The sequence below is a fragment of the Corallococcus sp. RDP092CA genome, assembly GCF_041903675.1.
Lineage (GTDB): Bacteria > Myxococcota > Myxococcia > Myxococcales > Myxococcaceae > Corallococcus.
Genome location: NZ_JAYESI010000012.1, coordinates 51564 through 77649, shown reverse-complemented (window position 1 = coordinate 77649; position 26086 = coordinate 51564). Strand labels below are relative to the sequence as shown.

Annotated in this window: 28 protein-coding genes and 1 pseudogene; 12 read left to right on the top strand and 17 right to left on the bottom strand. The window is 70.2% G+C overall.

The window, feature by feature from the left end; all coding sequences use genetic code 11:
- Positions 1-56: 56 nt before the first annotated feature.
- Positions 57-1556, top strand: coding sequence for a putative metal-binding motif-containing protein (locus U8525_RS15460; protein ID WP_374266281.1), 1500 nt, complete (start codon positions 57-59; stop codon positions 1554-1556).
- A gap of 1 nt (position 1557) precedes the next feature.
- Here the strand turns inward: U8525_RS15460 and U8525_RS15455 are convergent, their stop codons facing one another.
- Positions 1558-1965 carry a DUF3224 domain-containing protein gene (locus U8525_RS15455; RefSeq protein ID WP_374266279.1) on the bottom strand — a complete coding sequence of 136 codons (408 nt, stop codon included), beginning with the start codon at positions 1963-1965 and terminating at the stop codon, positions 1558-1560.
- 141 nt (positions 1966-2106) lie between these two features.
- Between U8525_RS15455 and U8525_RS15450 the strand changes: the two genes are divergently transcribed.
- Positions 2107-2904 (top strand): intradiol ring-cleavage dioxygenase, encoded by a 798-nt coding sequence (locus tag U8525_RS15450; protein ID WP_374266277.1) that lies wholly within the window; start codon positions 2107-2109, stop codon positions 2902-2904.
- A gap of 15 nt (positions 2905-2919) precedes the next feature.
- Here the strand turns inward: U8525_RS15450 and U8525_RS15445 are convergent, their stop codons facing one another.
- A complete protein-coding gene (locus tag U8525_RS15445; RefSeq protein WP_374266275.1) occupies positions 2920-3363 on the bottom strand; it encodes a DUF4437 domain-containing protein in 444 nt (147 codons plus the stop codon).
- 102 nt (positions 3364-3465) lie between these two features.
- On the opposite strand from U8525_RS15445, the gene U8525_RS15440 reads away from it, so the two are divergent.
- Positions 3466-4407: a LysR family transcriptional regulator gene (locus tag U8525_RS15440; RefSeq protein ID WP_374266273.1), complete on the top strand. Its 942-nt coding sequence runs from the start codon at positions 3466-3468 to the stop codon at positions 4405-4407.
- Positions 4408-4498: 91 nt separating this feature from the next.
- Here the strand turns inward: U8525_RS15440 and U8525_RS15435 are convergent, their stop codons facing one another.
- The 5 genes from U8525_RS15435 to U8525_RS15415 form a co-directional block, all read right to left on the bottom strand.
- Positions 4499-4930 (bottom strand): hypothetical protein, encoded by a 432-nt coding sequence (locus tag U8525_RS15435; protein ID WP_374266271.1) that lies wholly within the window; start codon positions 4928-4930, stop codon positions 4499-4501.
- A 256-nt stretch (positions 4931-5186) separates the two neighbouring features.
- A complete protein-coding gene (locus U8525_RS15430; protein WP_374266269.1) occupies positions 5187-5945 on the bottom strand; it encodes an ABC transporter ATP-binding protein in 759 nt (252 codons plus the stop codon).
- Positions 5942-6913 (bottom strand): iron chelate uptake ABC transporter family permease subunit, encoded by a 972-nt coding sequence (locus U8525_RS15425; RefSeq protein ID WP_374266267.1) that lies wholly within the window; start codon positions 6911-6913, stop codon positions 5942-5944. The genes U8525_RS15430 and U8525_RS15425 overlap by 4 nt, the downstream gene beginning before the upstream one ends.
- Positions 6903-7994 carry an ABC transporter permease gene (locus U8525_RS15420; protein WP_374266265.1) on the bottom strand — a complete coding sequence of 364 codons (1092 nt, stop codon included), beginning with the start codon at positions 7992-7994 and terminating at the stop codon, positions 6903-6905. Before U8525_RS15420 ends, U8525_RS15425 begins: the two co-directional genes overlap by 11 nt.
- Positions 7957-8979 carry a siderophore ABC transporter substrate-binding protein gene (locus U8525_RS15415; protein WP_374266263.1) on the bottom strand — a complete coding sequence of 341 codons (1023 nt, stop codon included), beginning with the start codon at positions 8977-8979 and terminating at the stop codon, positions 7957-7959. The genes U8525_RS15420 and U8525_RS15415 overlap by 38 nt, the downstream gene beginning before the upstream one ends.
- 160 nt (positions 8980-9139) lie before the next feature.
- Between U8525_RS15415 and U8525_RS15410 the strand changes: the two genes are divergently transcribed.
- Positions 9140-10729, top strand: coding sequence for a family 43 glycosylhydrolase (locus tag U8525_RS15410; protein WP_374266261.1), 1590 nt, complete (start codon positions 9140-9142; stop codon positions 10727-10729).
- A gap of 55 nt (positions 10730-10784) precedes the next feature.
- Entirely contained in the window at positions 10785-11303 is a 519-nt protein-coding gene (locus U8525_RS15405; protein ID WP_374266260.1) for an SHOCT domain-containing protein, read from the top strand.
- 26 nt (positions 11304-11329) lie between these two features.
- On the opposite strand, the gene U8525_RS15400 is transcribed toward U8525_RS15405, so the two are convergent.
- Together U8525_RS15400 and U8525_RS15395 are read right to left on the bottom strand one after the other, a co-directional pair.
- Positions 11330-11821, bottom strand: coding sequence for a hypothetical protein (locus U8525_RS15400; protein WP_374266258.1), 492 nt, complete (start codon positions 11819-11821; stop codon positions 11330-11332).
- Between the two features lie 54 nt (positions 11822-11875).
- Positions 11876-12148 (bottom strand): DUF2277 domain-containing protein, encoded by a 273-nt coding sequence (locus U8525_RS15395; RefSeq protein WP_374266256.1) that lies wholly within the window; start codon positions 12146-12148, stop codon positions 11876-11878.
- Positions 12149-12372: 224 nt separating this feature from the next.
- On the opposite strand from U8525_RS15395, the gene U8525_RS15390 reads away from it, so the two are divergent.
- The gene (locus tag U8525_RS15390; RefSeq protein WP_374266254.1) at positions 12373-12795 is read left to right on the top strand and encodes a hypothetical protein; all 423 of its coding nucleotides are present in this window, start codon (positions 12373-12375) and stop codon (positions 12793-12795) included.
- A 146-nt stretch (positions 12796-12941) separates the two neighbouring features.
- Entirely contained in the window at positions 12942-14024 is a 1083-nt protein-coding gene (locus tag U8525_RS15385) for a ferrichrome ABC transporter substrate-binding protein (RefSeq protein WP_374266252.1), read from the top strand.
- Here U8525_RS15385 and U8525_RS15380 read toward each other — a convergent pair.
- The 8 genes and pseudogenes from U8525_RS15380 to U8525_RS15345 all read right to left on the bottom strand — a co-directional run bounded on the left by U8525_RS15380 (position 14018) and on the right by U8525_RS15345 (position 21313).
- Entirely contained in the window at positions 14018-15328 is a 1311-nt protein-coding gene (locus U8525_RS15380; protein WP_374266250.1) for a hypothetical protein, read from the bottom strand. The two genes, U8525_RS15385 and U8525_RS15380, sit on opposite strands and share 7 nt — an antisense overlap.
- Positions 15329-15437: 109 nt before the next feature.
- Positions 15438-16592: a trypsin-like serine protease gene (locus U8525_RS15375; RefSeq protein WP_374266248.1), complete on the bottom strand. Its 1155-nt coding sequence runs from the start codon at positions 16590-16592 to the stop codon at positions 15438-15440.
- A 187-nt stretch (positions 16593-16779) separates the two neighbouring features.
- Positions 16780-17409 (bottom strand): histidine phosphatase family protein, encoded by a 630-nt coding sequence (locus U8525_RS15370; RefSeq protein WP_374266246.1) that lies wholly within the window; start codon positions 17407-17409, stop codon positions 16780-16782.
- 256 nt (positions 17410-17665) lie between these two features.
- On the bottom strand, positions 17666-17827 hold the full coding sequence (locus U8525_RS15365) for a hypothetical protein (protein ID WP_374266508.1): 162 nt from the start codon (positions 17825-17827) through the stop codon (positions 17666-17668).
- 106 nt (positions 17828-17933) lie between these two features.
- A pseudogene (gene istA, locus U8525_RS15360) lies at positions 17934-19037 on the bottom strand (IS21 family transposase); the annotation flags it as partial.
- A gap of 1079 nt (positions 19038-20116) precedes the next feature.
- Positions 20117-20410, bottom strand: coding sequence for an ATP-binding protein (locus U8525_RS15355; protein WP_374266244.1), 294 nt, complete (start codon positions 20408-20410; stop codon positions 20117-20119).
- Between the two features lie 25 nt (positions 20411-20435).
- A complete protein-coding gene (locus U8525_RS15350) occupies positions 20436-20975 on the bottom strand; it encodes a hypothetical protein (protein WP_374266242.1) in 540 nt (179 codons plus the stop codon).
- Positions 20972-21313: a transposase gene (locus tag U8525_RS15345; RefSeq protein ID WP_374266240.1), complete on the bottom strand. Its 342-nt coding sequence runs from the start codon at positions 21311-21313 to the stop codon at positions 20972-20974. Before U8525_RS15345 ends, U8525_RS15350 begins: the two co-directional genes overlap by 4 nt.
- Positions 21314-21322: 9 nt before the next feature.
- Here U8525_RS15345 and U8525_RS15340 point away from each other — a divergent pair, with 9 nt between their 5' ends.
- From U8525_RS15340 to U8525_RS15320, 5 genes are all read left to right on the top strand, one after another.
- Entirely contained in the window at positions 21323-21808 is a 486-nt protein-coding gene (locus tag U8525_RS15340; protein ID WP_374266238.1) for an ATP-binding protein, read from the top strand.
- Positions 21809-22609: 801 nt separating this feature from the next.
- Positions 22610-23023 carry a hypothetical protein gene (locus tag U8525_RS15335; protein ID WP_374266236.1) on the top strand — a complete coding sequence of 138 codons (414 nt, stop codon included), beginning with the start codon at positions 22610-22612 and terminating at the stop codon, positions 23021-23023.
- 30 nt (positions 23024-23053) lie between these two features.
- On the top strand, positions 23054-23920 hold the full coding sequence (locus U8525_RS15330) for a hypothetical protein (RefSeq protein WP_374266234.1): 867 nt from the start codon (positions 23054-23056) through the stop codon (positions 23918-23920).
- A gap of 45 nt (positions 23921-23965) precedes the next feature.
- The gene (locus U8525_RS15325; RefSeq protein WP_374266232.1) at positions 23966-24805 is read left to right on the top strand and encodes a helix-turn-helix domain-containing protein; all 840 of its coding nucleotides are present in this window, start codon (positions 23966-23968) and stop codon (positions 24803-24805) included.
- Positions 24806-24850: 45 nt separating this feature from the next.
- Complete coding sequence (locus U8525_RS15320; protein ID WP_374266230.1) at positions 24851-26074, top strand: hypothetical protein; 1224 nt, start codon at positions 24851-24853, stop codon at positions 26072-26074.
- Positions 26075-26086 lie beyond the last annotated feature (12 nt).

Below are 26086 nucleotides of genomic sequence, written 5' to 3'. Positions count from 1 at the left end.
TGTCCCCTGGCGAGGCCGAATGTCAGCTCGCCAAAGAGGGGATGATGGAAGTTCGGATGAGCTGGACAAGGCTTTGGGCGGTGGTGCTGGCGGTGGGCAGCGGGGCTCTGGGGGGATGTGAGGACTCGGATCCGCCAGCGAATCCGCTTCCGGACGCGGGGACCGTGGATGCGGGGACCTCGGATGCAGGAACAGACGCGGGCTCACTGGGGGAACCGCTGCCCTGTGAGAAGGCGCAAGGCGTCTGCGCGGGGGCCCGGCGGGCCGTGGTGGATGGGGCCTACGAGCCGGTGTGCACCGCGCGCTCGTATGGCGCTGACTACGAGGCCACGGAGACGCGCTGCGACGGGCTGGACAACGACTGCGACGGGGTGACGGACCCTCCGACCTGGTCCCAGGTCGCGTCGCTGGGATTGCCCCCGCATGGGGGCCGGATCAGCAGCGTCCGGGTGACGGACGGAATCCTGGCGGCGGTCTTCGACAGGGAGGCGGTGGTCCGGGTCATCCGGCTGGATACCGCGCTGACTCCACTTGGCACCACGGAGATCCCGGTGGAGGTCCAGGATGCCTCGTCGCTGGACTCGGTGAGCACCCGGCTGCTGCGCACGTCCCAGGGGCCCGCGCTGTACTACGCGTCAGCGGGGCCGGGCGGCGACCACACCCGGGGCCACCTCCTCCTATTGGACGAGCAGGGCCATCGCGTGACCCGCCAGGGTGAGCCCGAGGGCGGCGCGCTCCTCTTCGACCAGGCTGTCGGGGACAGGGCCACCGCGGCGGCCGTGTCGGCGGACGGGACGCGGGTCTTCGCGGCATGGCGGGATGCCTCCCTGGGCACCGCTGGCCGCGAGCTGTGGGGCACGCTCACGGAGCTCGACGGCCAGACCGTGGTGGCTCCTCGCGTCCTGATGCAGGTGCTCGCGCAGGACAAGGTGCTCCACGGCGTGGACGTGATGGGGCTGCGCGACGGTGGCTTCCTCGTGCTGGCACAGGAGCTCAAGGAAGGCGCTTCCGAAGGGCTGCTGCGGCTCCAGCACCTCGATGCCAGCCTGCAACCCGTGGGCGAGGAGCGGACCTTCTCCGTGGAGGAGAGTCCGACGGCCCGGCTCGTGGACCTGGGCGCGGTGGCAGGGGGGGCCTTGGACTCCCCGGCAATCGTGCTGCGCAGCGTGGCGGGCGGGGAGCGCGCGCTGAAGGTCCTGGGGAATCTCTTCGGCGAAGGGACCACGCGCACCCTGGCCGTGACGACTCCGGAGGAAGTTCCCTGGTACGGGGCCGCGGTGACAGCCCGTGGCCTTGAGGCGGCGTGGCTCTCCGTGTCCAGGGACCCGCAGGGCGGCGACTCCTCGTTCGGGTGGCGGGGCCGCTTCTGGGCCCTGGGGCAGGGGGGCACCGCGAAGGACCTGTCGCCCGGAGCTGACCTCATGCCCCTGCACCGGTACGCGCAGTGGGTGATGCTGGAAGAGCTGCCGGAGCACTGGATGGGGGCGCTCGTCATGACCTCCACGGAGCGCCCGGAGGCCCACACCCTCCAGGCGGTCCGCTACTGCGCACCGTGAGTCACGGCGCGTCGGGCAGGGTGTACTGGAAGTCGTAGGAGTGCTTCCCGCCCGGCGCGATGTCGATGGTCATCGAACCGGCGAGCCCCGTGAGCTCGCCGGTTCCGGAGTCCGGCACCACCGTGATGACCAGCTGGGGCGCACCGCGCGTCATGGTCCCGGAGTGCTGGAGCGCGAAGGTGCCGCTTCGGCCGTCCAGCGTGCCGCTGACGCGCTCCATCGCCACGTACCCCGCGGACCCGTCCACCTGCGCCCGCACCGCGAGCATCTGCCCCTGGCTCGTGGCCTCCAGCCCGCCGTGAAAGCGCTTGTCGAGCGTCATCCGGCCTGGAGCCGCCTCCACCGCGTCCGCCTCTGGCGGCATGGGGGTGAGCTTGACGTCGAAAGGGCCACTCGCGCGCTTCATCATGGATATCCGCTCCCTTGGCTGGTGGCCGGACAGATACGCCAGGCGCCCGCGCCTGGATTGCAAAAACGCGTCACCCCCGGGCCTTAGGACCCGCTTAAGACTCTTCCCCTACCGTCAGGGTCACTCCCAGGGGGCTTGCGCATGAGTGACGACGAATGGAACCACCACGAGGGACTCCAGCAGGACCTGCGGGTCCTGGCGAAGCGCACGGACCGGCGGGAGCTGCTGCGCTGGATGGCCTTCACCAGCCTCATCCCCGTCATCGGCTGCGGTGGGACGGACTCCAGCGGCAGCGGCGACGCTTCGGGCTGCGCGAGGATTCCCGAGGAGACGGCTGGCCCCTATCCCGGTGACGGCTCCAACGGCGCCAACGCCCTGGTGCTGTCGGGCATCGTCCGCGGCGACATCCGCGCCAGCATCGCGGGCGCGAGCGGCGTCGCGGCCGGCATCCCGCTCACCATCACCCTCACGCTGGTCGCCAGCAACGACAGCTGCACGCCGCTCCGGGGCTACGCCATCTACCTGTGGCACTGCGACCAGGCGGGGCGCTATTCGATGTACTCGTCGGGCGTCACCAACGAGAACTACCTCCGCGGCGTGCAGGTGACGGACGAGGAGGGAAGGGTGACCTTCACCAGCATCTTCCCCGCCTGCTACAGCGGCCGCTGGCCGCACATCCACTTCGAAGTCTATCCATCGGTGGACGCGACCTCCTCCTCGCGCAACAAGGTGGCCACGTCCCAGCTGGCCCTGCCGGAGGACGTCTGCGACGCCGTCTACGCGACGTCTGGCTATTCGCAGAGCGTCCGCAACCTCAGCCAGGTTTCGCTCTCCAGCGACAATGTGTTCAGCGACGGCGCGTCCACGCAGCTGGCGACCGTGACGGGCAACACGACGGACGGCTACGCCGCGTCCCTGGTGGTGCCCATCCGGGTCTGACGCATCGCCGGGCGGCTACTTCGCCTTGGCGGGCGCGAAGTCGAAGGGCTTGTCCTGCGCGATGAGCAGCACGCACTCGGCGTCCGGCGAGCACTGGTTGCGGTGCACCACCTTGCCGGGCTGGTCCCAGGTGCTGCCGGCCTCCACGGCGCCCGCTTCAACGGCGCCCTCGCTGGTGTTCGTCATCCGGCCCTTCACCAGCACGCCGTGGTAGTCGGCGGAGTGGGTGTGCGGCCCCGAGTCGAACCCGGCGGGGAACTTCATCAGCAGGGCGTACGGGCCCTTCTTCATGTCGCCCCAGAGGACGTGCACGGACGGGCCGCCCGGCATCATCTCCGTCCAGGTGAGCTTGTCATAGGCGGTCTGCTGGAAGGCGGCGGACTCCTTGCCCCTGGCGGCGGCGAAGGTGAACGCGGAGACGACGGCGACGGCGGCGACGAGCCTGGGAAGGGTCTTCACGGGAGGGACTCCTCGGTGGAAGGAAACGCCGGGGAGGATGGCGATGGGCCGGGTCTGCGAAAATGCCCGAATCCGCAGAGCGCCTCTGCGAGAATGCAGGCCATGCCCGAGTGGAGCGACCTGCGGCACTTCCTGGCCATCGCGAGGGAGGGGAACCTCTCCGCGGCGGCGCGACGCCTGAAGGTGGACCAGACCACGGTGGGCCGGCGCCTGGCCGCGCTGGAGAAGGAGCTGGGGGCGCGGCTCTTCGACCGGACGCCCACGGGCCTCCGGCCCACGGCGGTGGCGCTGCGCATCCGGCCGGCCGCGGAGGCGGTGGAGGCGGAGGCGCTGCGGGTGGAGCGGCTCGCCAGCGGCGAGGACCTGCGCTCCTCCGGGCCGGTGACGGTCACCGCGACGGACTCGTTCCTGATCCACAACGTGATGCCGTACCTGGCCGCGTTCCAGGAGCGCCATCCGGAGATCGAGCTGCGGCTGCTCTCCGGCTACGAGTCGCTGTCGCTCGTGCGGCGCGAGGCGGACGTCGCCATCCGGCTGGTCCGGCCCCAGGAGGCGTCGCTGCGGGCCCGGAAGGTGGCTGCCATTGGTGTCGTGCCCTTCGCGTCGAAGGCCTACCTCGCCCGCCGGGGCCCGGTGCGCTTCGACGCCGGGCTGCAAGGGCACGCGGTGGTGGGGTACGCGCAGGACTCGCGGCGGTGGCCGGAGTCGAAGTGGCTGGACGTGCACGCGGCGAAGGCCACGGTCGGGGTGCGGCTGACGTCCATCGTGGGGCTGCTCCAGGCCGCGCGCGAGGGCCTGGGCGTGGCGCTGCTGCCGGCGTTCTTCGGCCACCTGCACCCGGAGCTGGTGCCGCTCCGCGACGCGCTGCCGGAGCTGGAGCGGACGGTGTGGCTGGTCTTCCACGAGGACCTGGTCCACAACGCCCGCGTGCGCGCGGTGGTGGACTTCCTGGCGGAGACCATCAGGGCGCAGGCGGAGGCGCTCGCGAAGCCGCCTCCCCGGCCGCTGACGAAGCCCCGGGCCCGCCCGAAGCGCGCGCGGTGACGGGGCTTGTCACCGCGCGCAGCGGGCCCACGGCGAACGTGAAGCGGCCTTCAAGGGCCTCCACGTCCGCCGGAGCGGCTTCCCATCGAGGTCACGGCTCGGAGAGGGTCACGGTGAAGTCCTTGGGCAGGTCGGAGTCGGTCATGAACGCCTCGGCCGAGGCCGTCCACGTCACTTCCACCTTGCCGTCGGCGCCGTCTCGCAGCTCGAGGAGCAGGTCCGCGGTCCACTCACAGCTCGCCCCCAGCTTGCAGTCTCTCGCGAGGATGAGGGGCACCTCCATCGTCACCGGCTGGCCCGCGACCAGCGGGAGGATGGCCGGCTCACCGTAGAACTGCGGCTCCCGGTCGAACAGCACGGCGCGAAGCGAGGGGCTCGCGGTCAGGCTCGGGTCCGCGGGCGTCCACGTGGCGCTCACCCGCGCCTTCAGCTCCGCCGAGGCGAACATGTCCGGTGGCTTCGAGGTCGTGGCCCGCACGACGAGCGAACGCGTGGCGCTGGGGGCCTCGGTCGTGAGGGTCACGGGGGCGCCCGAATGGGGGCCGGAGGTCACGGACTCGGACTGGCCCTTTGACGTCGCGACGACGCCGACACAGGCGAGCAGGAGGACCAGGCGGGAGGCCCAGTGACGCAGACGTGAAGGGGGAGCGGCTTCGTGGGTGAGGGACATGGTGTGCCGGGCCTGAGCAAGCCCGATGCCAGGATTTCCCAGAGGGAGCGGCTGTCCGAAGCCACCGGTCTCTCATCCTGGGCACGACACACATGTCACAGCCCAGGACCTACCGGTAATGGACCGCGATGCGCTTCCCGTCGAGGACATGGATGTCGATGTCCATGTCATAGATGTCGCGGAGCACGTCCGGGCGCATCAGCGCCTCCGGCGTCCCCTGGAAGGCCACCTTCCCGCCGCGCATGGCGATGACGTGGTCGGAGTAGCAGGATGCGTAGTTGAGGTCGTGCAGCACCAGCACCACGCACTTGCCCAGCGTGTCCGCCGCGCGCCGCAGCTCCTTCATCATGGCCACGGCGTGCTTCATGTCCAGGCTGTTCAGGGGCTCGTCCAGGAGCACGTAGTGCGTGTCCTGGCACAGCACCATGGCCACGAAGGCGCGCTGGCGCTGGCCGCCGGAGAGCTCGTCCAGGAAGCGGTGGGCGATGGCCTCCAGTCCCAGGTGGTGGAGCGCTCCCTCCACGAAGGCGCGGTCCTCCACCGTCGGTCGGCCCTTGGAGTGCGGATAGCGGCCGAACGTCACCAGGTCGCGCACGGTGAGCCGCGAGGTGACGGCGTTGTCCTGCCGCAAGATGGCCAGCCTGCGCGCCAGCGCGTCGCCGGGCGTGCGCGCCACGTCCATGCCGTCCACCAGCACCGTGCCGGAGGACAGCGGCAGGAGGCGGCTCACCATGGACAGCAGGGTGGACTTGCCGGCGCCGTTGGGCCCGATGATGGACGTCACCCCGCTCTCCGGGAGCTGGAGCGTGACGTCGTCCACCACCAGGGTGTCCCCGTAGCGGCGGGAGACGTTCCGGGCTTCGATCATCGCAGCGCGCCTCGCATGAGCAGGGAGATGAACATCAGGCCGCCCAGGAACTCGATGATGACGCGCAGGTTGGCGCCGAAGGAGAAGATGCGCTCCAGCACGAGCTGACCGCCCAGCAGGCCAATCACCGCCAGGAACACGGCGGCCGGCAGCACGTGGACGTGCCGGTGCGAGCGCACCAGCCCGTGCGCCAGGTTCGCCACCAGCAGCCCGAAGAAGGTCACCGGCCCCACCAGCGCCGTGGACACCGACACCAGCACCGCCACCACGGCCAGCAGCCCGGACACCGTGCGCCGGTGGTCCACGCCCAGGTTGATGGCCACGTCGCGGCCCAGGTTCAGCACGTCGCAGGCGCGCAGCAGGCGGAGGCCCAGGACGGACGCGCCCACGGTCAGCAGCGTGGAGACGAGGAGCAGGTCCGGGTCCGGGTTGTTGAAGCTGGCGAAGAAGCGATCCTCCAGGAAGGCGAACTCGCCCGGCGCGATGACGCGCTGGAGGAAGGCGGACAGGCTGCGGAACAGCACGCCCAGCACCACCCCCGTGAGCAGCAGCAGGTGGATGCTCCGCCGGCCGCCCTCGAACAGCCAGCGGTGCAGCACGGCGGAGAAGAGCACCATGGCGGCGACCTCCACCGCGAACAGCAGCCGCGTGTCCAGGGACGCCACCGTGCGCGAGCCCAGGAAGAAGAGCAGGCTGGTCTGGAGCAGCACGTAGAGCGTGTCGAAGCCCATGATGGCGGGCGTCAGGACGCGGTTCTCCACCACGGTCTGGAACAGCACCGTGGAGACGGCGATGGCGTAGCCCACCAGCAGCACCGTGGCGACCTTGCGCGCGCGGAACGGCAGCACGAAGTCCCACCTGCCGCCCGCGTCCACGGTCATGAACACCACCACGCAGAGGGCGGCCAGCCCTCCCAGGAGGGCGAGCCGCCGCTCATGGCCCTCCAGGCGCAGCGCGCTAGCCGACACGGTCGTTCCTCCGCAGCAGGAGGTGGAGGAAGACGAGGCTGCCCACCACGCCCGCCACGGTGCCCACCGGAATCTCGTAGGGCTGGCGCACCACCCGCCCGACGATGTCGCACAGGAGCACGAAGCCCGCGCCCAGCACCGCCACCCACGGGATGGAGCGGCGCGCGTTGTCGCCCACGATGAGGCTGACCACGTTGGGCACCACCAGCCCGATGAACGGAATCATCCCCACCGTGGCCACCACCACCGCGGTGACCATGGCGACGATGGCCAGCCCCAGCGCCATGATGCGCGGGTGGCTCAGGCCCAGGTTGGTGGTGAACGCCTCGCCCAGGCCGGCGACGGTGAAGCGGTCCGCGACGACGTAGGCCACGACCGTCAGCACGAAGGCGCCCCAGAGCAGCTCGTACCGGCCGCGCAGCACGCTGGAGAAGTCGCCCGTGGTCCAGGCCATCAGGGATTGCAGCAGGGAGAAGCGGTAGGCGAAGAACGTCGTCACCGCGTCGAAGATGGCCCCCAGCACCAGCCCCACGACGGGCACGATGAGCGCCGAGCGCAGCGGGATGCGCCGGAGGATGAGCAGGAACAGCGCCGTGCCCGCCATGGCGAAGCCGGCGGCGACCGCCGTCCGGGCGAGGACGGGCAGGCTGGGGGCGAAGATCGTGACGGCCAGCAGGCCCAGGCTCGCGGACTCCGCGGTGCCCGCCGTGAAGGGCTCCACGAAGCGGTTGCGCGCGAGCATCTGCATGATGAGGCCCGCGACGGCCAGGGACATGCCCGCGAGCATCAGGGCCAGCGTGCGCGGCACGCGGCTGATGACCAGCACCTGCGCGGCGCGCTGGTGCTCCGCCGGCGCCAGGAGCGCGTCCCACGACACGTGGCTCACGCCAATCAGCAGGCTCGTGCCCGCGAGCGCCAGCACCGCGAGCGTGGCCACCGCGAGCAGCGGCAGGGCGCCGCGCTTCGCCCCGCTCGCGGGCAGCGGCGCGGGCCGTGGATGCACGTCGGGGGCGGCCACGGGGGCTCGCGGCGCGAAGCCCGGCTCAGGGAGCGACGGGCTGTCGGGGCTTCGCGTAGACATCGGAGAGCTGCTCCATCAGGCGCCGCAAGGACTGGATGCCGCCGCCGATGAGGTAGGTGTTCGCCGGCTCCAGGTACACGACCTGCCCCTGCTTCCAGGCCGTGGTCTGGTGCACCAGCTCGTTGTCCAGGAGCCGCTGCGCGCCGCCGCCCTCGCCGATGGCCGCGTCGCGGTCGATGACGAACAGCCAGTCCGGGTTGGTCTCCAGGATGAACTCCGAGCTGATGGCCTCCCCGTGCAGCGACGCCTTGAGGCCCGGGGCCGCGGGCGGGATGCCGAAGGCGTCGTGCAGCACGCCGAAGCGCGAGCCCGGCCCGTAGGCGCTCATCCGCCCTCCGGACGTCAGCACGATGAGCCCCTTGCCCCGGTTGGCGGTGGTGCTCTTCAGCGTCGCGATGGACTGGTTCATCGCCTCCACCAGGGCGCGCGCCTGCTCCTCCTTGCCGAAGAGGGTCGCCAGCCGCTGCGTGTTGCCCACCACGGTCTCCAGGAAGTGCGCGTCGTCCGTCGTCTGGTCGACGGTGGGCACCATGGCGGCCAGCTTCGCGTACCGGGCGCTGGAGCGTCCGCCGGTGATGACCAGGTCTGGCCGGGCCGCGTGGAGGGCCTCGTAGTCGGGCTCGAAGAGCGTCCCGAAGCGCGGGTACTTCTTCGCGTCCGCGTACTTCGCCAGCTGGCCGGGGAAGTACTCACCCGCCACGCCCTGCACGTCCACCCCCAGCGCGTCCAGCGTGTCCAGCGCCGCCAGGTCGAACACCACCACCTGCTTCGGGTGCTCGGTCACCACGGTGCTGCCCTGCGCGTGGGTGATGGTCCGGCCCGCTCCCTGCGCGGGGACCGCCGCGGCGGTCGGAGCCGCGCCTTCCGGTGCGGGAGGCTCGGACGGGGCGCGCGAGGCCCGCCAGCCGAAGACCGCGAGAGCGAGGACCGCGACCCCGACGAGGGCCGCGAGGAGGGGAGGGAAACGCCGGGGAGAGGTGCTCACGGGAAAGACAATCCAGAGGAAGGTGATATCAAATGAAATTGATATTCATTATCGAAGTGCGGTATAGCGGATCGCCGCCGGACGGTCAAAACCCATCGGCCTTGCGTGGCCGGCCCCTTCCCTGGAAGCTTGAATTTCAAGACTTCCATGGAGAGGCCTCATGAAGCCCGTCCGCGCCGCGCTGCTGCTGTCGCTTGTCACCACGACCTTCGCCGGGAGCGCCCTCGCGCAGGACAACGCGCGCACGCTGCTCATGCAGTGGCTGGCGGACCCGGACGTCTACAAGGAGCACGACGACCTGTTCTTCCTCACGGGCACCGGCAACGGGGCGGTGCTGCCGCTGTATGAGTCGAACGACCTGACGGCGTTCCGCTTCAAGCGCGACTACAACCCGTCCGCGGCGGACCCGACCTACGACTACTGCTCCCTGTGGGCGCCGGACCTGGGCAAGGTGGGGAGCGTCTACCAGCTCCACTTCTCCGGGCACCGGGTGCCCAACGGCGCGGCGTGTCCGCCGGCGGGCCAGGAGGTGACGACCTTCGTGGCCACGGCGCCGGACCTGAACCTGGTCTTCGGCGCGCCCCAGCCCATCAACGCCAACACGACGTGGCCGCGCACGACCACCGGCACGGCGTGCCTGCCGCAGGGGTGCAACCGGAACATCCGCATCGACTCGGCGACGTTCAATGACGGCGCGGACCGGTGGCTCTTCTATGTCTGGTTCCAGAATGGCAACAACATCTCCTCGTTCAACCTGGCCGCGCCCGGCACGGTCTACAACCACGCGGGCCCGGCGGTGTTCACGACGCCGGCCTACGAGGAGGGCATCAACGAGGCGCCGGAGCTCTTCAAGCGCGACGGGCGCTACTACCTGGTCTTCAGCGGCGGCTGGTACAACAGCCAGTACGCCATGTACTACGTGATGGCGGACACCCTCCCCCAGCTCACGCGGGCGCGGGCGGTGCGGCGTCTGTCATTGCCGTTGAAGAACTCCGCGGGCCGGCTGGTGCAGTCCCACGGCCACAACGTCATCGTCGAGCGGCGGGGGGAGTACTTCAACATCTTCCACGTGGGCGCCTTCGACAGCGCGGGCAACCTCACCTCGCGCAGCACGTACAGGCAGCGCGTCGCGTTCAAGCCGGATGGGGCGATGACCTCCCTCAACCAGGTGAACGTGCGCTGGAACCGGCTCGCCGGGTACAGCTATTCGTTGGACGTCGTGCTGCGCGACGGGTCGGTGGTGGGCCCGTGCACGTCCGTGGTGCTGTTGGGGCAGTCCAACAAGACGGTGTTCGACGGCGTGTGCCGCAGCGCCGGGGACCGCGTGGTGACGAAGGGAGAGATCGCCGCGTTCCGCATCTTCTATTCCAACAACAACGTCTGGGGGGCCTTCGTGGAGAAGGCCTATGACGGCATCTCCGACGACGTGTCCCTGGAGCTGCCCGGCGGCGTCACGCCCTTCGTGGACCTGGAGTGGAGCGAGGAGGAGACGGCGGCGCAGTACTCCATCGACGTGCAGCGGCGGGACACGGGCGCGTGGATTGGCCCGTGCATTGGCGTGACGTCCGTGAACAAGAGCCTCGCCTGGACGTACCAGGGGAGATGCGACACGCCGGGCATCAACGTGCCGTTCTCCAACATCCAGGCCTTCCGCATCTGCTCCGCGGTGAATGGCGACTGGGCCCACGCCCGCTGCGGCGCCGCCGCGTACGACGGCCGGGCCATGCACTCGCGCATCAACATCCCTTGAGCCGCGGCCTGGCCGGTGGCTTCCGGTAAGCTGAGCCCCCCTGCAAGGAGGCCCCATGTTCGACGCCATCACCTCCGACCCCGCGCTCCTCGTCCTCCTCATCGTCGTGGCGGGGGGGATGGGCCTGGCCTTCGGACCGAAGGCGGGAGTGCTGGGGCTCTTGGGCGCCGGGCCGGAGCGCGCGGTGCTGGAGCATGGAGAGCCTGGGGAGGCCACGGTGCTGGAGGTGCGGGACTCCGCGCTCCGCATCAACAGGCGTTCCATCCTCCAACTGCTCCTGGAGGTGCGCATCCCCGGCCGTGCTCCCTATCAGGCCCGGGTGAGCAAGAAGCTACCGGCTCATTCGAGCACGGCCACCTGGGGCCCGGGGCTGCGTGTCCAGGTGAAGGCGGACCCGAAGCAGCCCCAGCACGTCGTCATCACCGGCTTTGTGATGACCGCCCCCGCCAGCCCGCCAGCGCCCCCGGCGGATCCGGTCCGGGCGATGGAGGACCTGAAGCGCATGGCCGAGCGCGGCCTCATCACCGAGCGCGAGTACGAGGAGAAGAAGGCGGAGATCCTCGGTCGCTTGTAATGAAGATCGTCCGTCGGCAATCGCGCTCAGTCGTAATCACAGAGGAAGGTGCTGAAGGAGGAATGGCCCTTCACCTTCTCAGGGCCGTTGCTACAGCTGATTCCCAGCGGGATGTCCGGATGGAGCCAGAGGGGCGTGGCGCCGCCGCCCTCGACGCCGCTGAGCTTTCCCTCCAACACATAGACGGTGGTGCTCTGCGAGGCGTCGATGCGGGGCCGCCGGAACATGTCGATGGCGAGTTGCTGCTGGTCGCGGCTGTGCTGCATCGGTGTCAGGCGCGCCTGCTGCGCCGCCGTGAGCGGCATGACCGGAAAGGGATTGTCGGGGAGGGGCTCGCGGCTCTTGAGGATGCGCTGGTCGGGGCCCTGCCGCGTCTCCACCCGGAGCCAGGGTGCTTCTGCGGGCTGGGGTCCATCCGAGCGGGCCGAGTCGCCCGCGGACTTCATCGTGACGGTGAACGGCGCCGCCGCGAACATCCAGGCGCCGGCGAACACCGACAGCAGTGAGGCGAGGAACATCCGGACGACTCCCGGGACGGAGGCTCCCCCCATCCTAGGAGAACGCGGCGGACTTCAGCGCGGGGCGAAGCGCTTCGCGGACCGCAGCTTCGCCTTCATGGCCTCCATGTCGCGGTTGCGCGGCGGCGCCGTGGTCACCAGTGAGTCCATCAGCTGGCGCGCGACCCCGGTGATGTCCTCGACGGCGCGGTTGAAGGACTCCTCGTTCGCCTTCGAAGGGGCGCTGGTGCCGCTCAGCTTCCGCACGAACTGCAGGGCCGCCGCGCGGACCTCCGCGTCGGACGCGGGCGGCTCGAAGTTGAACAGCGTCTTGATGCTCCGGCACATGGCGGGTCCCTCTTCGTGAAGGGACGCCAGCGTACTCCACGCCGCGCGCCCACGGCCCCGGGCCTGAACCCTCCCGAGCCCCAGTCTGCTTGGATGAGCTGCGTCGCTGGACGTCCCCGCGAGATGCCTGGCTGGCATTCCCATTGCCGCGAGAATGTGACTTGGCTCATCCTGGCCGAAGTGGTTCTCTTAGGGTTCCCCCTTTTCCTGGAAAGGTTCTCCCCATGCGGAAGCTCTTCGCTGTCCCCGTGACGCTCTTCTCGTTCGCGATGCTCGCCTGTGGCGGCGGCGCGGCCCCCGAGCAGCAGACCCCCGCTCCCACGCAGCAGGAGCAGGGCCTCAACGCCGTGGGCCAGGGCTGTTCCGCGGACACCCAGTGCGCCACGGGCCTGTGCTGGACGGAGTCGGACTCGTACCCGCTCTACAACCCCTATTGGATCCGCGCGGACCAGTGCACCGAGGAGTGCGGTGGCACGGGCGATAACGCCTACTGCCAGCAGCTCGCCGCGGAGTTCAACGCGCCGAACCCCAGCCAGGCGCGCTGCATCCCCGCGCGCGGCGTGTACGACGACTACCCGTACGACGACATCTTCTACGTCTGCGACCTCATCCCCGCCGGCCTGGGCAAGGTCCACTGGGTGGAGTGATGCCGTGACCCACGCCGTCCGGGGAGCCCGTCGTGAGCTGACTGGCGCACCGGCACCGTAGTGGGGAGGGCAGGGGAGCGTGGAGGTCGAACACCCACGCTCCACGCCCCTTCTTTCGCACGGCGGGACGGAGCAAGCTGACCTCCGTGTCCCGCCGCTCACAGTGGTTTCTCCTGCTCGGGGTGTCCGGGCTGCTGCACGTGGCGCTCCTCGTGGCGCTGTCGCGGAGCCCGTCCGCCCGCGTCCCGCACCCGGAGCCGTCCCAGGTCATCGAGCTGGAGATCGTCTCCCGGGACACACGCCCCACGCCGCCCGCGTCCAGGGAGGACCCACCCGCACCGCGCACCCCCGCGCGCCTGACGGAGCGCGACGCCTCCGCTCACGCGCGGAAGAAGGATGAGGCGCCCGCGCTCGCCCGGGCCCCCGCGACGGCGGGGAGCGCGCCCTCGGAGCCTGTCGCGGAAGCACCCGAGGCGCCCCCGCCAGCCCAGCAGCCGGATGCTCCGCTCGCCTCCTCTTCACCCCGGCTCGACCCTCCCGGGCTGCTGGGCGGTGGGCTCCTGAAGGGGGGCCCTCCGTCGACGGGGCGGACGCTCCGCAACGTCCCCGGCTCGGAGCCCGACCCCCAGGCGCTGCTGGCCCGTGAGGGGGAGGAGGCGCGACAGCGCGTGGATGGCTGGGCGAGGGACGCGGCCGCTTCGTCGCGGGCCACGGGCGCGACGCCTCCCTACTTCGCGAAGCTGCGCCAGGGCTTCGCCGAGCGGCTGGTGGATCCGCCCCCTCCCGACACCGACGTGCTCGTCCGCCGGCTGAAGCGCGAGCAGTTGGAGGCCATGGAGCGGTTCGGCAAGACGGGCACGCCGTTCGCGCCCCAGCCCCGCGACGTCCGCCGGGAGACGTCCGACCGGCTGCGCGCGGCCGTGGAGGCCGGGCGCGCGGCGAACGTCTACATGGCGGACGTCACGACCCCCATCCTCGCGCTCGTCGCCATCGTGGAGGTGCGGCAGGCGCGCGACGGCAGCCTCATCGACCTCCAGGTGCTGGAGGGCTCCGGAGACCCGAAGTTCGACCGCTGGGCGGTGTCCCACCTGCGGGATGCGCTCGCCAGCGCGGAGGCCCCCGCGGACGGAGGCGTGGGCCTCCGCGAGGACGGCATGCGGACCCGCTGGCGGCTGGAGGAGTACCTCGGCAACCCCCGCGTGCGGGTCCACCTCATCTCCATCTACTGACCCACGCCGCCGATGCGCTGGCCCGTCGCGGCGTCCAGCACGTCCAGGCGGCCCCATTGCGACACGTTCACCCGGCCCTCCCGGACCCAGAGGGTCGTCATCTGGGAGATGCTGGCCTCGGGCAGGGCCACGTCCCAGACGACGGCGCCGGTGCGCAGGTCGCGCCGGATGAGGCGCTGGCCGCCCTTCTCCAACTGGTAGACGACGTACACGGCGTCCTTCGTGATCTCCCCCACCTCCGGCGCGGAGTCGCGCAGCTCCAGCGCGTCCCGCTCCGCCACGACGCCGTGCCACAGCGGCTTGCGGTTGCCGGGCGCGTACAGCCCCACCAGGGGCACCTGCGTCCCAGGCCACCGCGTGCCCAGCGACAGGGTGTAGCCGGCGGAGCGGAAGAGGTACTTCGTGGAGAAGCCCCGGATGTCGGAGGGCGGGTAGCTGGAGCGCTCACACGAGGTGGGGTGCTCCGGCGGCCGGCTCATGTTGCACGTCTGGGGGCTCAGGGGCGGCGTGGAGCAGCCCTTCGGCGCGCGGCGCGCGGGCTTCGTGGTGGCGGTGCGCGTGTCGAAGAGCAGGTGCTGGTGGTCCACCACCTCCACCCAGACGGCCGTCGTGTCCCCGGGGGGAATGCAGAGCCGGCGCGGCGAGTCCGACAGCGCCGCGCGCCCCAGCCGCTTGCCGGTCTCCAGCTCCAGCAGGTCCACCGCGCGCTGCTCGCTCATCACCAGCCGGCCGTTCTGGGCAATGACCTTGGTGTACCGGGAGGCGTCCGGCCCCTCCGAGGGCTGCGACTCCCAGAGCTTCTGGAACGTCCGGCCGTCGAACGCGGCGATGAAGTCGCTGTAGGCGCCGCCATCGTGGCGGCTCACGTGGCCGATGATGTCCTCCGTCCCATCCCCGTTGACGTCCACGAACGCGGGCGCGCCCCGCTCTGCCCACCGGAGGCGCTCTGGCGCCGGCTTGGGCTTGGGCTCGGGCGGCTTCGGGATGACGGGCGGTGGAACGGGGCGAGCGACGGGGGCCGGGGGCCTGGGCGGGGGCGGCGGCAGGTCCGGGCCTCCGCTGGAGAGCGCGAACACCGCGCCCATGACCCCCAGCAGCATCATCACCGCGCCGCCGGCGAGGATGAGGGGGAGCGCCTGGTTCCCCTGGGGCTGCGGGCGCGGCACGGGCGCCTGTGGGGTCTGGCCGTCCAGCTCGAACGCGCCGCCGCAGTAGCCACAGACGTACTGCGTCCTGCCGGGCTGGAGCGCGAAGGGCGCGTTGCAGTGGGGACAGCGGGAAGCTTTGGGGACGGGCCGGGCCATGACCCCGGGTGTAACACTCCGCGCGCGTGGTGGCGCTGAAACACGAAAGCCCCCCTCCTCCGCGAAGGAGGAAGAGGGCTTCCGCGCCAAGGCTGGTGTCAGGCGACGACTACGGCACCGTGGCCTTCACGGAGACGCCCGAGTACGAGGTGTAGCCGCGCACGGAGACGTACCAGGTGCCGGCCGCGGGGGCGGTGATGGTGCAGGTCTCCGAGTTGCCGCTGAGGTACGGGCGGCAGTTGTACGCCGTCGTCGTGGGCTGCGAGCCCTGGCGCACGTAGAGGTCCGCGTCACCCGTGCCGCCGGACTGCTCCACCGTCAGGGTCGTGGCGCCCGCGGGGACGGTGATGGCGAAGTGCTTGAAGGAGCTGGAGGCGCCGGACAGGCCGGTCTGGTTCAGCAGCGTCTGCGTCGGCTGCTGCGGGGCGTTGATGATGTTGGTGATCCAGCTCTCGAAGGACGACACGCGGCCGTACATGCCCGGGTAGCGCGAGTCGGCGCAGCCGTAGCCCCAGCTCACGATGCCCGCGAGCACGCGGGTGCTGCCCTTGAGGACGGTGAGGGGACCGCCGCTGTCACCCTGGCAGGAGTCCTTGCCCGGGGCGGACGCGCCCAGCTGGTCCGCGGTGATGGTCTCGTCGGGGTACTTGGACTGCGCGGTGGCGTTGCTGATGACGTTCACGTCCACCGTCTGGAGCGTGGTGGGGAGCGAGGAGGCGCCGCTGGACAGCGTGCCCCAGCCCGTGACGCGCGCCACGGCGCCGACGCCGCCCACGCCCGAGGCCTCGTCCGCCGCCGTGACGAGCGGGATGGCCTTCGCGTTCGCGCCGCTCAGGTCCAGCGGCGAGGACAGCTTGAGGAGCGCCGCGTCCTTGCCGTAGTTGGCGTCCACGTAGCCCGGGTACACGACCACCTGCGACACGGTGCGGACCTGCCCGCCGGTGGTGGTGGTGCGGTTGGTGACGCCCGCCACGATGCGGCCCGGCTTGGAGATGGAGCCCCCCGAGTTCACGCAGTGCTGCGCGGTGAGGATCCAGCTCTCGTTGATGATGGAGCCGCCGCAGAAGTGGCTGCCGCTGCTGCTCTGCAGCGACACCTGCCAGGGGTTCTCCCCGATGGTGGTCGCCGAGCCACCGACGATCTCCTGGGTGGTGGTGGCGGGCGCCGGAGTCTCCGGCTGGGTCTGCTTCTCTTCCGTGGTCTGGGGACCGCAACCGACGACCAGCAGCGACACCGCGCTGGCAGCAGTCCAGCGACGCACCATCTGAGCCGAAATCATGTGAACCCCGTTTTTGTTGGGAGGTTTGAGGCGACGGGATTCTTGATGAGTCCAGACTTCATTGTAAATAGCCTGGTCGGTAATTTATCGTAACTGGATAACTACTGTGATGGGGTTTCCCACGACCGCGACACCGTGTCACATGTGACACGGGCCCCGTCCCTCGGGCGCCTCAGGTGTCGTCCAGGCTGGGTGTGCGCAGGTGGCTGACGTCCCCCCAGGTCACCATCCGCAGGGTCCCCTGGTGGAGATCGAACTGATTCCAGCCCGCGTTGAGGACGGAGAAAGTGCGCGGCACGGTGGGCGGGATGCCCAGGCAGTGGCGGAGCAGGGCGCTGAGCACGCCGCCGTGGGTGACCACCACCACGCGGGCCTCGGGGTGGCGCGCGCCCAGCTCCTCCAGGCAGTGCAGCGCCAGGCGCAGGCGCTGGGACGGGCTCTCTCCTCCAGGCACCACGGAGTCCGCGTGGCCCTCGGTGTACGCGGCGAAGACCTCCGGGTGGCGCTGGCTGGCCTCCGCGCGCGTCAGTCCTTCGAGCACGCCCAGCCCGCGCTCCCGCAGGCGCGCATCCTGCTGGAGGTCGTGGCCCGTCCGCGCCGCGATGCGGGCGGCCGTCTGCACCGCGCGGTCCAGGTCGCTGCTGTAGAGGGCCTGGAAGGGGAGGGTGGCCAGCCGCGCCGCGAGCGCGTCCGCCTGTCGCAGCCCTTCGCGGCTCAGCACACTGTTCAGGTGCCCCTGCAGCCTCCCTGAGGCGTTCCATTCCGTCTCCCCATGCCGGAGCAGGATGAATTCGGTCGTCATGGCCTCAAGCGTGGAGGGCGGGGCCCGGGGGAGCAAGGCTCGTGGAGTGTCCGCCCGGCGCCGCCGGCCTCCTCCCCGTGGACGGGCTTGTTCCTTTCAGCGGGGGGGGCGTGTCACATCGTTGAAAAAACGCCCCGGCGGGAGTCTGAGGCATCCCCTCATCTGAATCAGATGAATCCGAAGGCCTCTTGGAACACGGCGTGCTCGCGGACCAATTGCCCGAAGCGCTCCACCAACGAGCGGAGTCGGTCATCACTCATGCGCGGCATGGCCATGAAGTAGTAAGTGCCTTCGGCTGCTGCTCCGACTCACTCGTCATCACCCCCACCGTAGCCCTCTTCAGCCACTTCGACAGCGTCGACTGGGGCACTCCCACCTGCTTGCCCAGGGCCGTCGCGCTCAGCGCCTCCGGCCCCATCATCCGGCGCACCATCTGCTCCTTGAACTGCTCCGTGTACGGCACGTCCTGTCTGCCCTTCACGCCCCCTGGGTGCTTCTGCCGGCCTCGCGGTCCGGGCGACAACTACGCTGGCACAGGGGGCGTACACCTCGAGACTGGCGTCGGTGACGCGCAGCCAGACGTCACTCCCCACCAGGCGCCAGGGCACTGAGTAGAAGCGCCTGTCGAAGAGGACGTGGCTGTCCTGGTGCACGCGCGTGGACTTCCAGGCGACAGGCATGAAGCGCCGGGTGGGCAGGGGCCGCAGGGCGGGCACCTCTTCCTCGCGGAAGACGTCCACCGGGCGCCGGCCCGTCTTCCCATGCCACCGGACGTTGGCCACCTCCGCCAGCCACGTCTTCAAGTCCGCTCGGACGACGTCGACGTCCTGCCCCTCGCGGCCCTTGAAGAAGTTGGACTGGACGTACTTGACGCCCGCCTCCACCTTGCCCTTCTTCTGCGGCGCGTACGGCGGCGTCGGGTCCACCTTGAAGCCGGAGTGTCGGGCCACCTCCCGGTAGCTGCGATTGAGGGCGGACGGCTCGTCCGGAGTGAAGGCCGCGCGCAGCACGGCGGCCTTCAGGTTGTCCGGCACCACCGTCTCCACCACGCCGCCCAACTGCTCGAAGGCCTCCACGTGCAGCCGCAGCCACGTCGGCAGCGACTGCTCGAAGACGACGTCGGCCACCAGGTAGCGGCTGTGCGCCAGCACCAGGACGAATACCCACGCCTTGCGCGCCACCTTCTGCCTGGGGCACAGCAGCTTGCCGACGTATCCGAAGTCCACCTGCGCCACCTCCCCCGGCGCCGTCACGACGGGGATGGCCACGTCCTCGGCCCGTACGCCTCGCGCCTTGCGCAGCTGTCGCACCATGCGCTTCACCGCCGAGGCGCTCGCCGCGAAGCCCTCCACCTCCAGCCGGAGCCTGTCGTGGATGGCACGAGGCCCCAGCCCCTGGCCCAGCAGTGCCTCCACTCGCTCCTGCCAAGGCACCAGCGAGGACGTCTGCTGCGGTGACACCTTGGAGGGCAGGTGCTCCTGCACCAGCGCCTTGAGCGCTTCCAGCTCTGGCACCTCGTCCACGGGGCCTTCCAGTGCGCCTGCCGCCATGAGCGCCGCGCGATATGCCCTCTCCGTATTCGGCCCCATGCCCAACAGCCGGGCCACTTCGCGCGCACCCGTCCCCATGCGGTGCAACCGCACCAACTCTCTCAACCTGTCCATGTCGACTCTCCGGTAGCTCATCCGCGCGCGTCCCTGGCCGCACAGCGGGGGCGGTGCTCTTGAGCTCGCGAAGATGCACGGGATGACTGGCCGGGTAGGCGCTCACGCCCCCCCCAGCCGCGTTTCTTCCAGCTGGCTTCAGGGTGGAACTGACCGCCGTCTCGACTGCTCCACCGCGCGGTCCGCTTGGCCGACCCCGAGGCGATCCGCTTGGCCGACCCCGCTACGAACAGCTCGGGTGACCCGCCTGCGATCCATTACCCCGGTCCGTCACAGCCTCCGCAGACTCGGCGCTCGCGCTCCTCCTCGAGGACCGTCACGCATCTGATCCAGTAGTATTGAGTAAGGCCGAATTATTACACCCTCCCTGCTCAACCCCATTCAATCGTCCGACCAACAATGGCAGGCCCATGCATCTTAAAATCCAAACACGTCCTGGGAAAAATGCAATGACTTCCAATTTCAACTCTTTCCTTGCGCCTGGCAATTCATTTCGGATAGATCTGCGAATGCATCACAAATCCTCAAGGGAGCCCCAATGCGAAACCTAATGGTTGGCGCAGTTCTTATGACGATGTCCGCTTGTGGCGCGGGAGAGCCGGCAACTGAGGCCTCGCTCCAAACCCAGGAATCAGCCCTGACCTGTACCGCTGGGCAGGAAGGTTGGGTTCGGTTCGGGACCTGCCGCGGCGCCAATGACGAGGGGACGGAGTTGGGGTACTGCTGGTCTCCCACAGGTGTGGCGGATGCGTGCAATAACGAACCGTGCTACAGCGCCGACGACTGCCGTGCGGTCTGTACGGGCGGCACGGCCTCTTGCGATCCCGTCTGAGCAGGCGTGCTTCGTAGTGTGAGGTTGGCCGGGAGATATCTCCTCCCGGCCAACTGTGCCAGTTCGCTATCCTCGGGTGTGTCAAGGCTCAGCCAATCAGGTCGCTGTTCGGTTCGGCCAATCAGGTCCGGACGTGAAGCGCCCAGGAATCGCGGCGGAGGAGTCCAAGCGGGTTCGGCCAAACCGGTTCGGCAGGGGCCTCTGCTGGGGGTCAGCGTGCGACAGTCTCAACCTGGGCCGCGCGCTCGTAGCGACGGCGGACAATCTCGTACGGGTCGATGCCCTCCTCGCCCGTGAGTGGCCGCAGTCCCAAGTCATCGACGATGAGCAGGGTTGGAGTGGTGAAGCGCAGGAGGCGTCGCTCGTAGCTATTGTGTAAGAGCTCGCCGTGCCTCGTCTGGACGACGAGGTAGGGCGACCAGGAGTTCCCGCGCGAGTGACTGTCAGCCTTGGCGCAAGGGGAGCGTGACGGTGCCAGGGCGCCGGATGGCAGCGAGCGCCGCACGGTGCAGGTAGTGGCCCGGGTCCTGTCACGACGGGCTCCGGCGAGGAGTTACGAAGCGCGTGCCCACCTTGGCCGCGTGGAGGCCGATGCACTCGGAGGTGGCATGGTCGACGGCGATGAAGACGGTGGCCTGGCCCTCCAGCACTGTCTGGGTGCAGGTGGCGTCGGTGCCCCACATGACGTCCGGTGCCTCGGTGATAATGGTGCCGTCGTGGTTTCGCGGGCCCAGCACCCGGCGGGCCCTGCCCGGTGCGAGCAGCCCCGCCTCTCGCATCAGCCGCAGGCAGCGGGCTTTCGAGGTGCGTACGCCCCGGGCGCGCAGCCGAGCCCAGGCCTTGCGGTGGCCCTCACCCAGAAAGGGCGAAGTAGCCAGTACGCCGCGAAGGGCCTCCAGCAGCGCTGCGTCCGTCAGCGCCGTCTTGGGGCCCCGTCGGGCTGCCGGAGGAAGGGGGCTGCGCCGTCGGGCGCGATGGCGGTACACCGTCGCGCGGGGCATGCGCCAGGTGGTCGTCACGAGCGCCAGGCCGTACCGCTTGCCGCTGGAAGGCGAGAGCTGGGCGCTCATCCTCTCGACTTCCTCCAGGGAAAACCGGGGGCGTTGCCCTCCAGGAGTCGCGCCTTCTCGGCCAGCAGCTCATTCTTCATCATCAGCTCGCCCACCATGGCCTTCAGGCGCAGCACCTCGTCGTCCGCTGGCCCAGGCTCGCGGCTCTTGAGGTTCGTCTCGGCACCCGCCAGGAACTTCTCCTGCCACTGGTTCAGCACCGCCGCGGTGACGCCCAGCTCCCGCGAGAGCGCATCGAGCTCCTCGCCCTTGAGCAGTCGGAGCACCGCCTCCTTCTTGCGCCTGGCCGAGAACCGACCGCGCTCCGCCGTCCTCTCCTGCTTCTGCTGCTTCTTCACATCCACCTCATGAGGGGGGAGGTTATCCCCCAGAGAGGTGTCTCAAGAAATCCTGGGGCGGAGGACAAGAGTCATATCGCCCAGGCCATTGGCCGCGCCGTCATCCAGTCCCAGGGCCACCGAGTCCTCTATCGCGAAGCCCACCACCTGCTCGAAGAGCTGGCCGAGTCTAGCCTTGAGAGCACCCGCCGCCAGAAGCTCGATGCGCTCACCAGCGCCCCGCTGCTCGTCATCGATGACCTCGGCATGCGCAATCTGCCCGCCACCGCCGCGGAGGACCTGCTCGAGCTCATCATGCGCCGCTACGAGAAGGCCTCCACCCTCATCACATCCAACAGGCCCGTGGTGGATTGGGGGAAGCTCCTGGGCGACCACGCCGCCGTGGCCGCCATGCTCGACCGGCTTCTGCACCATGCCCACGTCGTCCAATTCGGCCCTCGAAGCTGGCGCACCAAGGGGGCCTTGGAGTTGCGGTCCGCCGAGTCCGCAGGGTAGGAGTCCTCCTGTCTCGGCCCTCTCTCTTTGGCCGGTTTTCACCTGACCATTGAGGCCGAGGTGCTGTCCGGAAGGGAGATGCGCCGATCCTGGCGCTCGCGGGAGGAGGGGGCGGGTTGGGCAGGGACGGCAGTCCCCAGCAGCAGGACGAGAAGGGCGGCAAGTCGCGGCAACGGAGGCTCTCCGGCGCGGCACCCTACCAGACGCGGAAACCTCCAGCGTCTGTAAAGGCTGGCGCTGCGCTCTGCGGACAACCAGCAGCCCTCGGGCATCGCCACCGTGCGTCCGTGATGAGGGACGCGTCGATGGAGGCGCTTTCATAGGCGCCATCCGTGCCCGTGTCTGCCATCCCCGCGGAGCGCTCACGGAAGGTGTCATCAGCCATCTGCATTCCCGGGCCCCAGGTGCATGCGCTCAAGCAACACACCGATGGCCGAGAATAGGGCGTGTTTCATGGGTGGCCAGTCTTCCGGATGAAAATTGCAAGCGTAGGTTCGTGCAGTGTCAAATGTATGGAAAGTGATAGGCCTCGCGGGTGATTCGACACAAGGCTGGTCCTTGAGGGTTGGGGACGGCAGCAAGCGCCGGAATCAGGACATCCCCGTTGTACCGAGGGGGCGATGACGGACCAGGGGCCAATTCCCATACCTTCTTGCCTGGTCCCCAAAGCCATCCGGCGCGTGCGTTCCTACCTGAGGATCACTCATGCACTCAGCGACACCCTGGCGAGCCGTCCTCGTGCCAGATGGAGTCCAACGGGCGGCTCTGTCTGCCTGTTTTCGCTCCGAGCAGCACCTGCGCGTGGAAGGCGAGACGCACAGTCTCATCGTGGAGGACGGAGGGGGGCTGACCCTGCGGGTGCCGCGGGACGGCATCGACTGGCTGGGCGCGGAGCTGAACAGCATCTTCATCCGCGACCGGATTGGCGGGCCGCGCTGTGTTTCGGGGGCACCTGCGCGCAGAGGTGTGCCTGGTCGACCCGAAGCTGCCGGTGGAGTTCCGCGGCGACCGCGGCGCGGACGTTCGCCGAAACACCCGGCGCGGTCATTTCAACTCGGGGGCCTCGCGAGGGACTCCTCGCGGGAGCAGCGCGAGGCGCTCAAGTCCATCTTCTACACGCACGACCTCATCTGTGACCCGGAGGCCTACGCGCAGCTGTCGCAGGGGTACGTGGGGGAGGGCTTCTTCCCCGCCTACCGCGCGCCGCGTTCCTGACGTTTCCGAGCCGTTGGTGGAGGGGTTCTCATGGTCCTGTCGCTTCCCCAGCTCCGCGATGTCGCGGACGCCCGCTTCACGTGTCTCACGGAGCAGGAGCTCGCCGAGCGCCGGCGAGAAGAGGGCGTTCGCGTCATCGCCCACCGGGGGCACTTCTGGGAGCAGTCGGGCGCGCCCGGCTTCTTCCAGCCGGTGCACCTGCTGGCGCGGCTGACGCCGGACGAGGCCACGCCGCCCACGCCGCTGGCCTGGGGCTACCGGGCGGCGCTGACGCCGGAGACCGCGAGCGTCGCCACCGGCAAGGTGCCCGTGGTGCGGCTGGGGGACCTGGACACCTATGACATGAGCCGGCTGAGCTCGAACCGGCGCAGCAAGCTGCGCAAGTGCCAGCGCACGGTGCGCATCGTCCAGCTCACGGGGCCGTCGCTGCTCCTGGAGCAGGGCTACCCCGTGGTCCGGGACGCCCTGCTGCGCACGCGGCACAAGAAGATCCCCACGCTGGACGAGTACCTCAAGGGCCTCCGGCAGTACTTCGCGTCCGACCACTGGTGCGTGCTGGCGGGCCTGGTGGACGACAGGCTGGGGGGCTACCTGGACGGGTACATCGTGGATGGCATCGCGTATGGCTTCAGCGCCTACTACGCGACGTGGGCGCTGCCGACGAACATCTCCACCGGCCTCATCTACGAGTTCGCGCAGCTCTGCCGCCGGCTCGGGGCCAGGACGCTGGTGGGCGGGCTGCATGCCCGCGAGGCGGCCCAGCTGGAGCAGTTCAAGGACGAACTGGGCTTCGTGGTGGAGCCGGTGCCCATCCAGTGGGGCATGAACCCGCTGGCGCGCGCCTTCATCCGCTGGCGCCGCCCGCATGCGTACTACCGGCTGACCGGGCAGGCCTGAGCGGACGGGGATGCAATAGGACCCGGCCCGAGGCAAAGAAGGGGGGTGACCTCCTCCGCCCCCGTCCTCGACCTCGGCCGTTATCTGGGCACGCCCCTCCAGCGTGTGGAGGTGGCGGGGCTCGTGCTCACGGAGAGCACGTATGCGCCGGGGGCCCGGCTGCCGTCCCACCAGCACCGTCACGCCGGCTTCCGGCTCACGCTGGAAGGGGGCTTCACGGACGTGGTGGAGGGCCGCGCCCGCGAGTGTCCGGCCCGGTCGGTCGCCTTCCAGGCGCCCGGGCTGGAGCACGCGCAGCGCATCCGGGACGTGCGCACGCGCACCTTCAACATCGACTTCTCGGACGCGTCCTGGCGGTCGCGGAGCGCGCTCGCCGTGGGGTTGGATCCGCGGGAGGACCTGACGTCGGCGCGGCTGTCCGCGCTGGGGGCGCGCGTGTACCAGGAGTTCCGGTGCGCGGACGACGTGGCCGCGCTGGCCATCGAAGGGTTGACGCTGGAGCTGCTGGCGGAGGCGGTGCGCGCGTCGGCGCGGGACTCCGGCGTCCCGCCGTGGCTGGGGCGCGTCCGGGAGCTGCTGGACGCGGTGCGGGGGCCGCCGCCCACGCTCGCGGCGCTGGCGCGGGAGGCGGGGGTGGGCCCGATGCGGCTGGGGCGGGCCTTCCGCAAGGCGTGGCGGTGCAGTCCGGCGGAGTACCTGCGGCGGTCCCGGCTGGAGCGCGCGAGCCGGGCGCTGCGCGAGACGGAGCGGCCGCTGGGCGACATCGCGCTGGAGGCGGGCTATTGCGACCAGAGCCACCTGACGCGCGAGTTCCGCCGTCGCCTGCACGTCACCCCGGCGGAGTACCGGCGGCTGGCGGGACGTGCATCCGGTTCCACGCGGTAGGTTTCGTCCAAGACGGAGTCAGGCGGCAGGGCCTATCTCCCGGGCATGCTCCTGGAATCGCCCCTCCTCCGCCGCGCCGCGGCCCTGCTCGCGGCGCTGATGTGGACCGCCTGCGCGGGCTCCCGACCCACCCCGACGGCTCCAGCGCCGGCCGTGCGCCGCGTTGACTCCGGGCGCACGCGGTGGGTGCTGCGTCCGTCCGAGGCCTACGACGCGCTGTGCCTGTTGAACCTGCTGCGCGGCGACGCGTTCTACACGCGCTTCTACCCGGACGAGTTCCAGCGCTTCTCCGCGCTGCTGGACGCGCGGGAGCGGGCCGCGCTCGCGCACCTCACCGAGCGGATGGCGAAGCAGGGGGGGAAGATGGTGGGGCCGTTCCTGTCGCTGGTGTTCTCCGTCACGGGGCCCGCCACGGTGGAGGACCTGGCGCGGACGGTGGCGGATGACGCCGCCTGGCGCCGGATGCGCGCGGACTTCCTGGCCACGTCCTATGGACGGGAGGATGGCTTCGCGGAGATGGAGGACGTGCGGGAGGACCTGGGCGTCCTGCTGGCGTTCCTGAGGCGCGTGGAGTTCCCGCGCGTCTGGCGGGCGGAGTACCTGCCGCGGGTGGAGCGGGCCATCGCGGGGCTGGCGGAGCGGGTGGCGCCGTACGACGTGGTGGGCTGGGACGAGGCGGTGCTGGGGCGGGACCTCCAGGTGTCGGCGTTGAGCGCGCACGTCCTCCAGTTCGCGAAGCCGCACGGCATCCGGGTGACGGGGTGGAACTTCCTCACGGACGCGACCTACCCGGCGGACGTCACCGTGAAGACGGCGGTGCATGAGCTGCTCCACCCGCCGTTCGCGCGCGAGGGCGCGCTGGACGCGAAGCTGTCCGCGCTGGAGGCGGACCCCTACTTCCAGCGGCTCGTGCGCGAGCATGACCCCGCGTTCGGCTACACCACGGCGCGGGGCCTGACGGAGGAGGACTGCGCGGAGGCCATCGACGTCTACGTCAGCGAGCGGGAGGGCCTGCTGCGCGACCGGAGCGGCCGGCCGCTCACGGGGGCGGAGTTCTTCCGCGACCACGATGACGGCCTGCACGTCCTGGCCTTCGTCCTCTACGAGGAGCTGAAGCGCGCGGGTCCCTCGCGGGGCGGGACCTACGAGGCCTTCCTGCTGGGGCTCTTCGAGCGGGGCGTGCTCGCGCCCGGCGCGCTGGAGCGCCGCTTCCGCGCCTCCCCGGGGCACTACCCCGTGAAGGCGCTGCGCGAAGTGGCGGCTCCGTGAGTGCGGTGACGG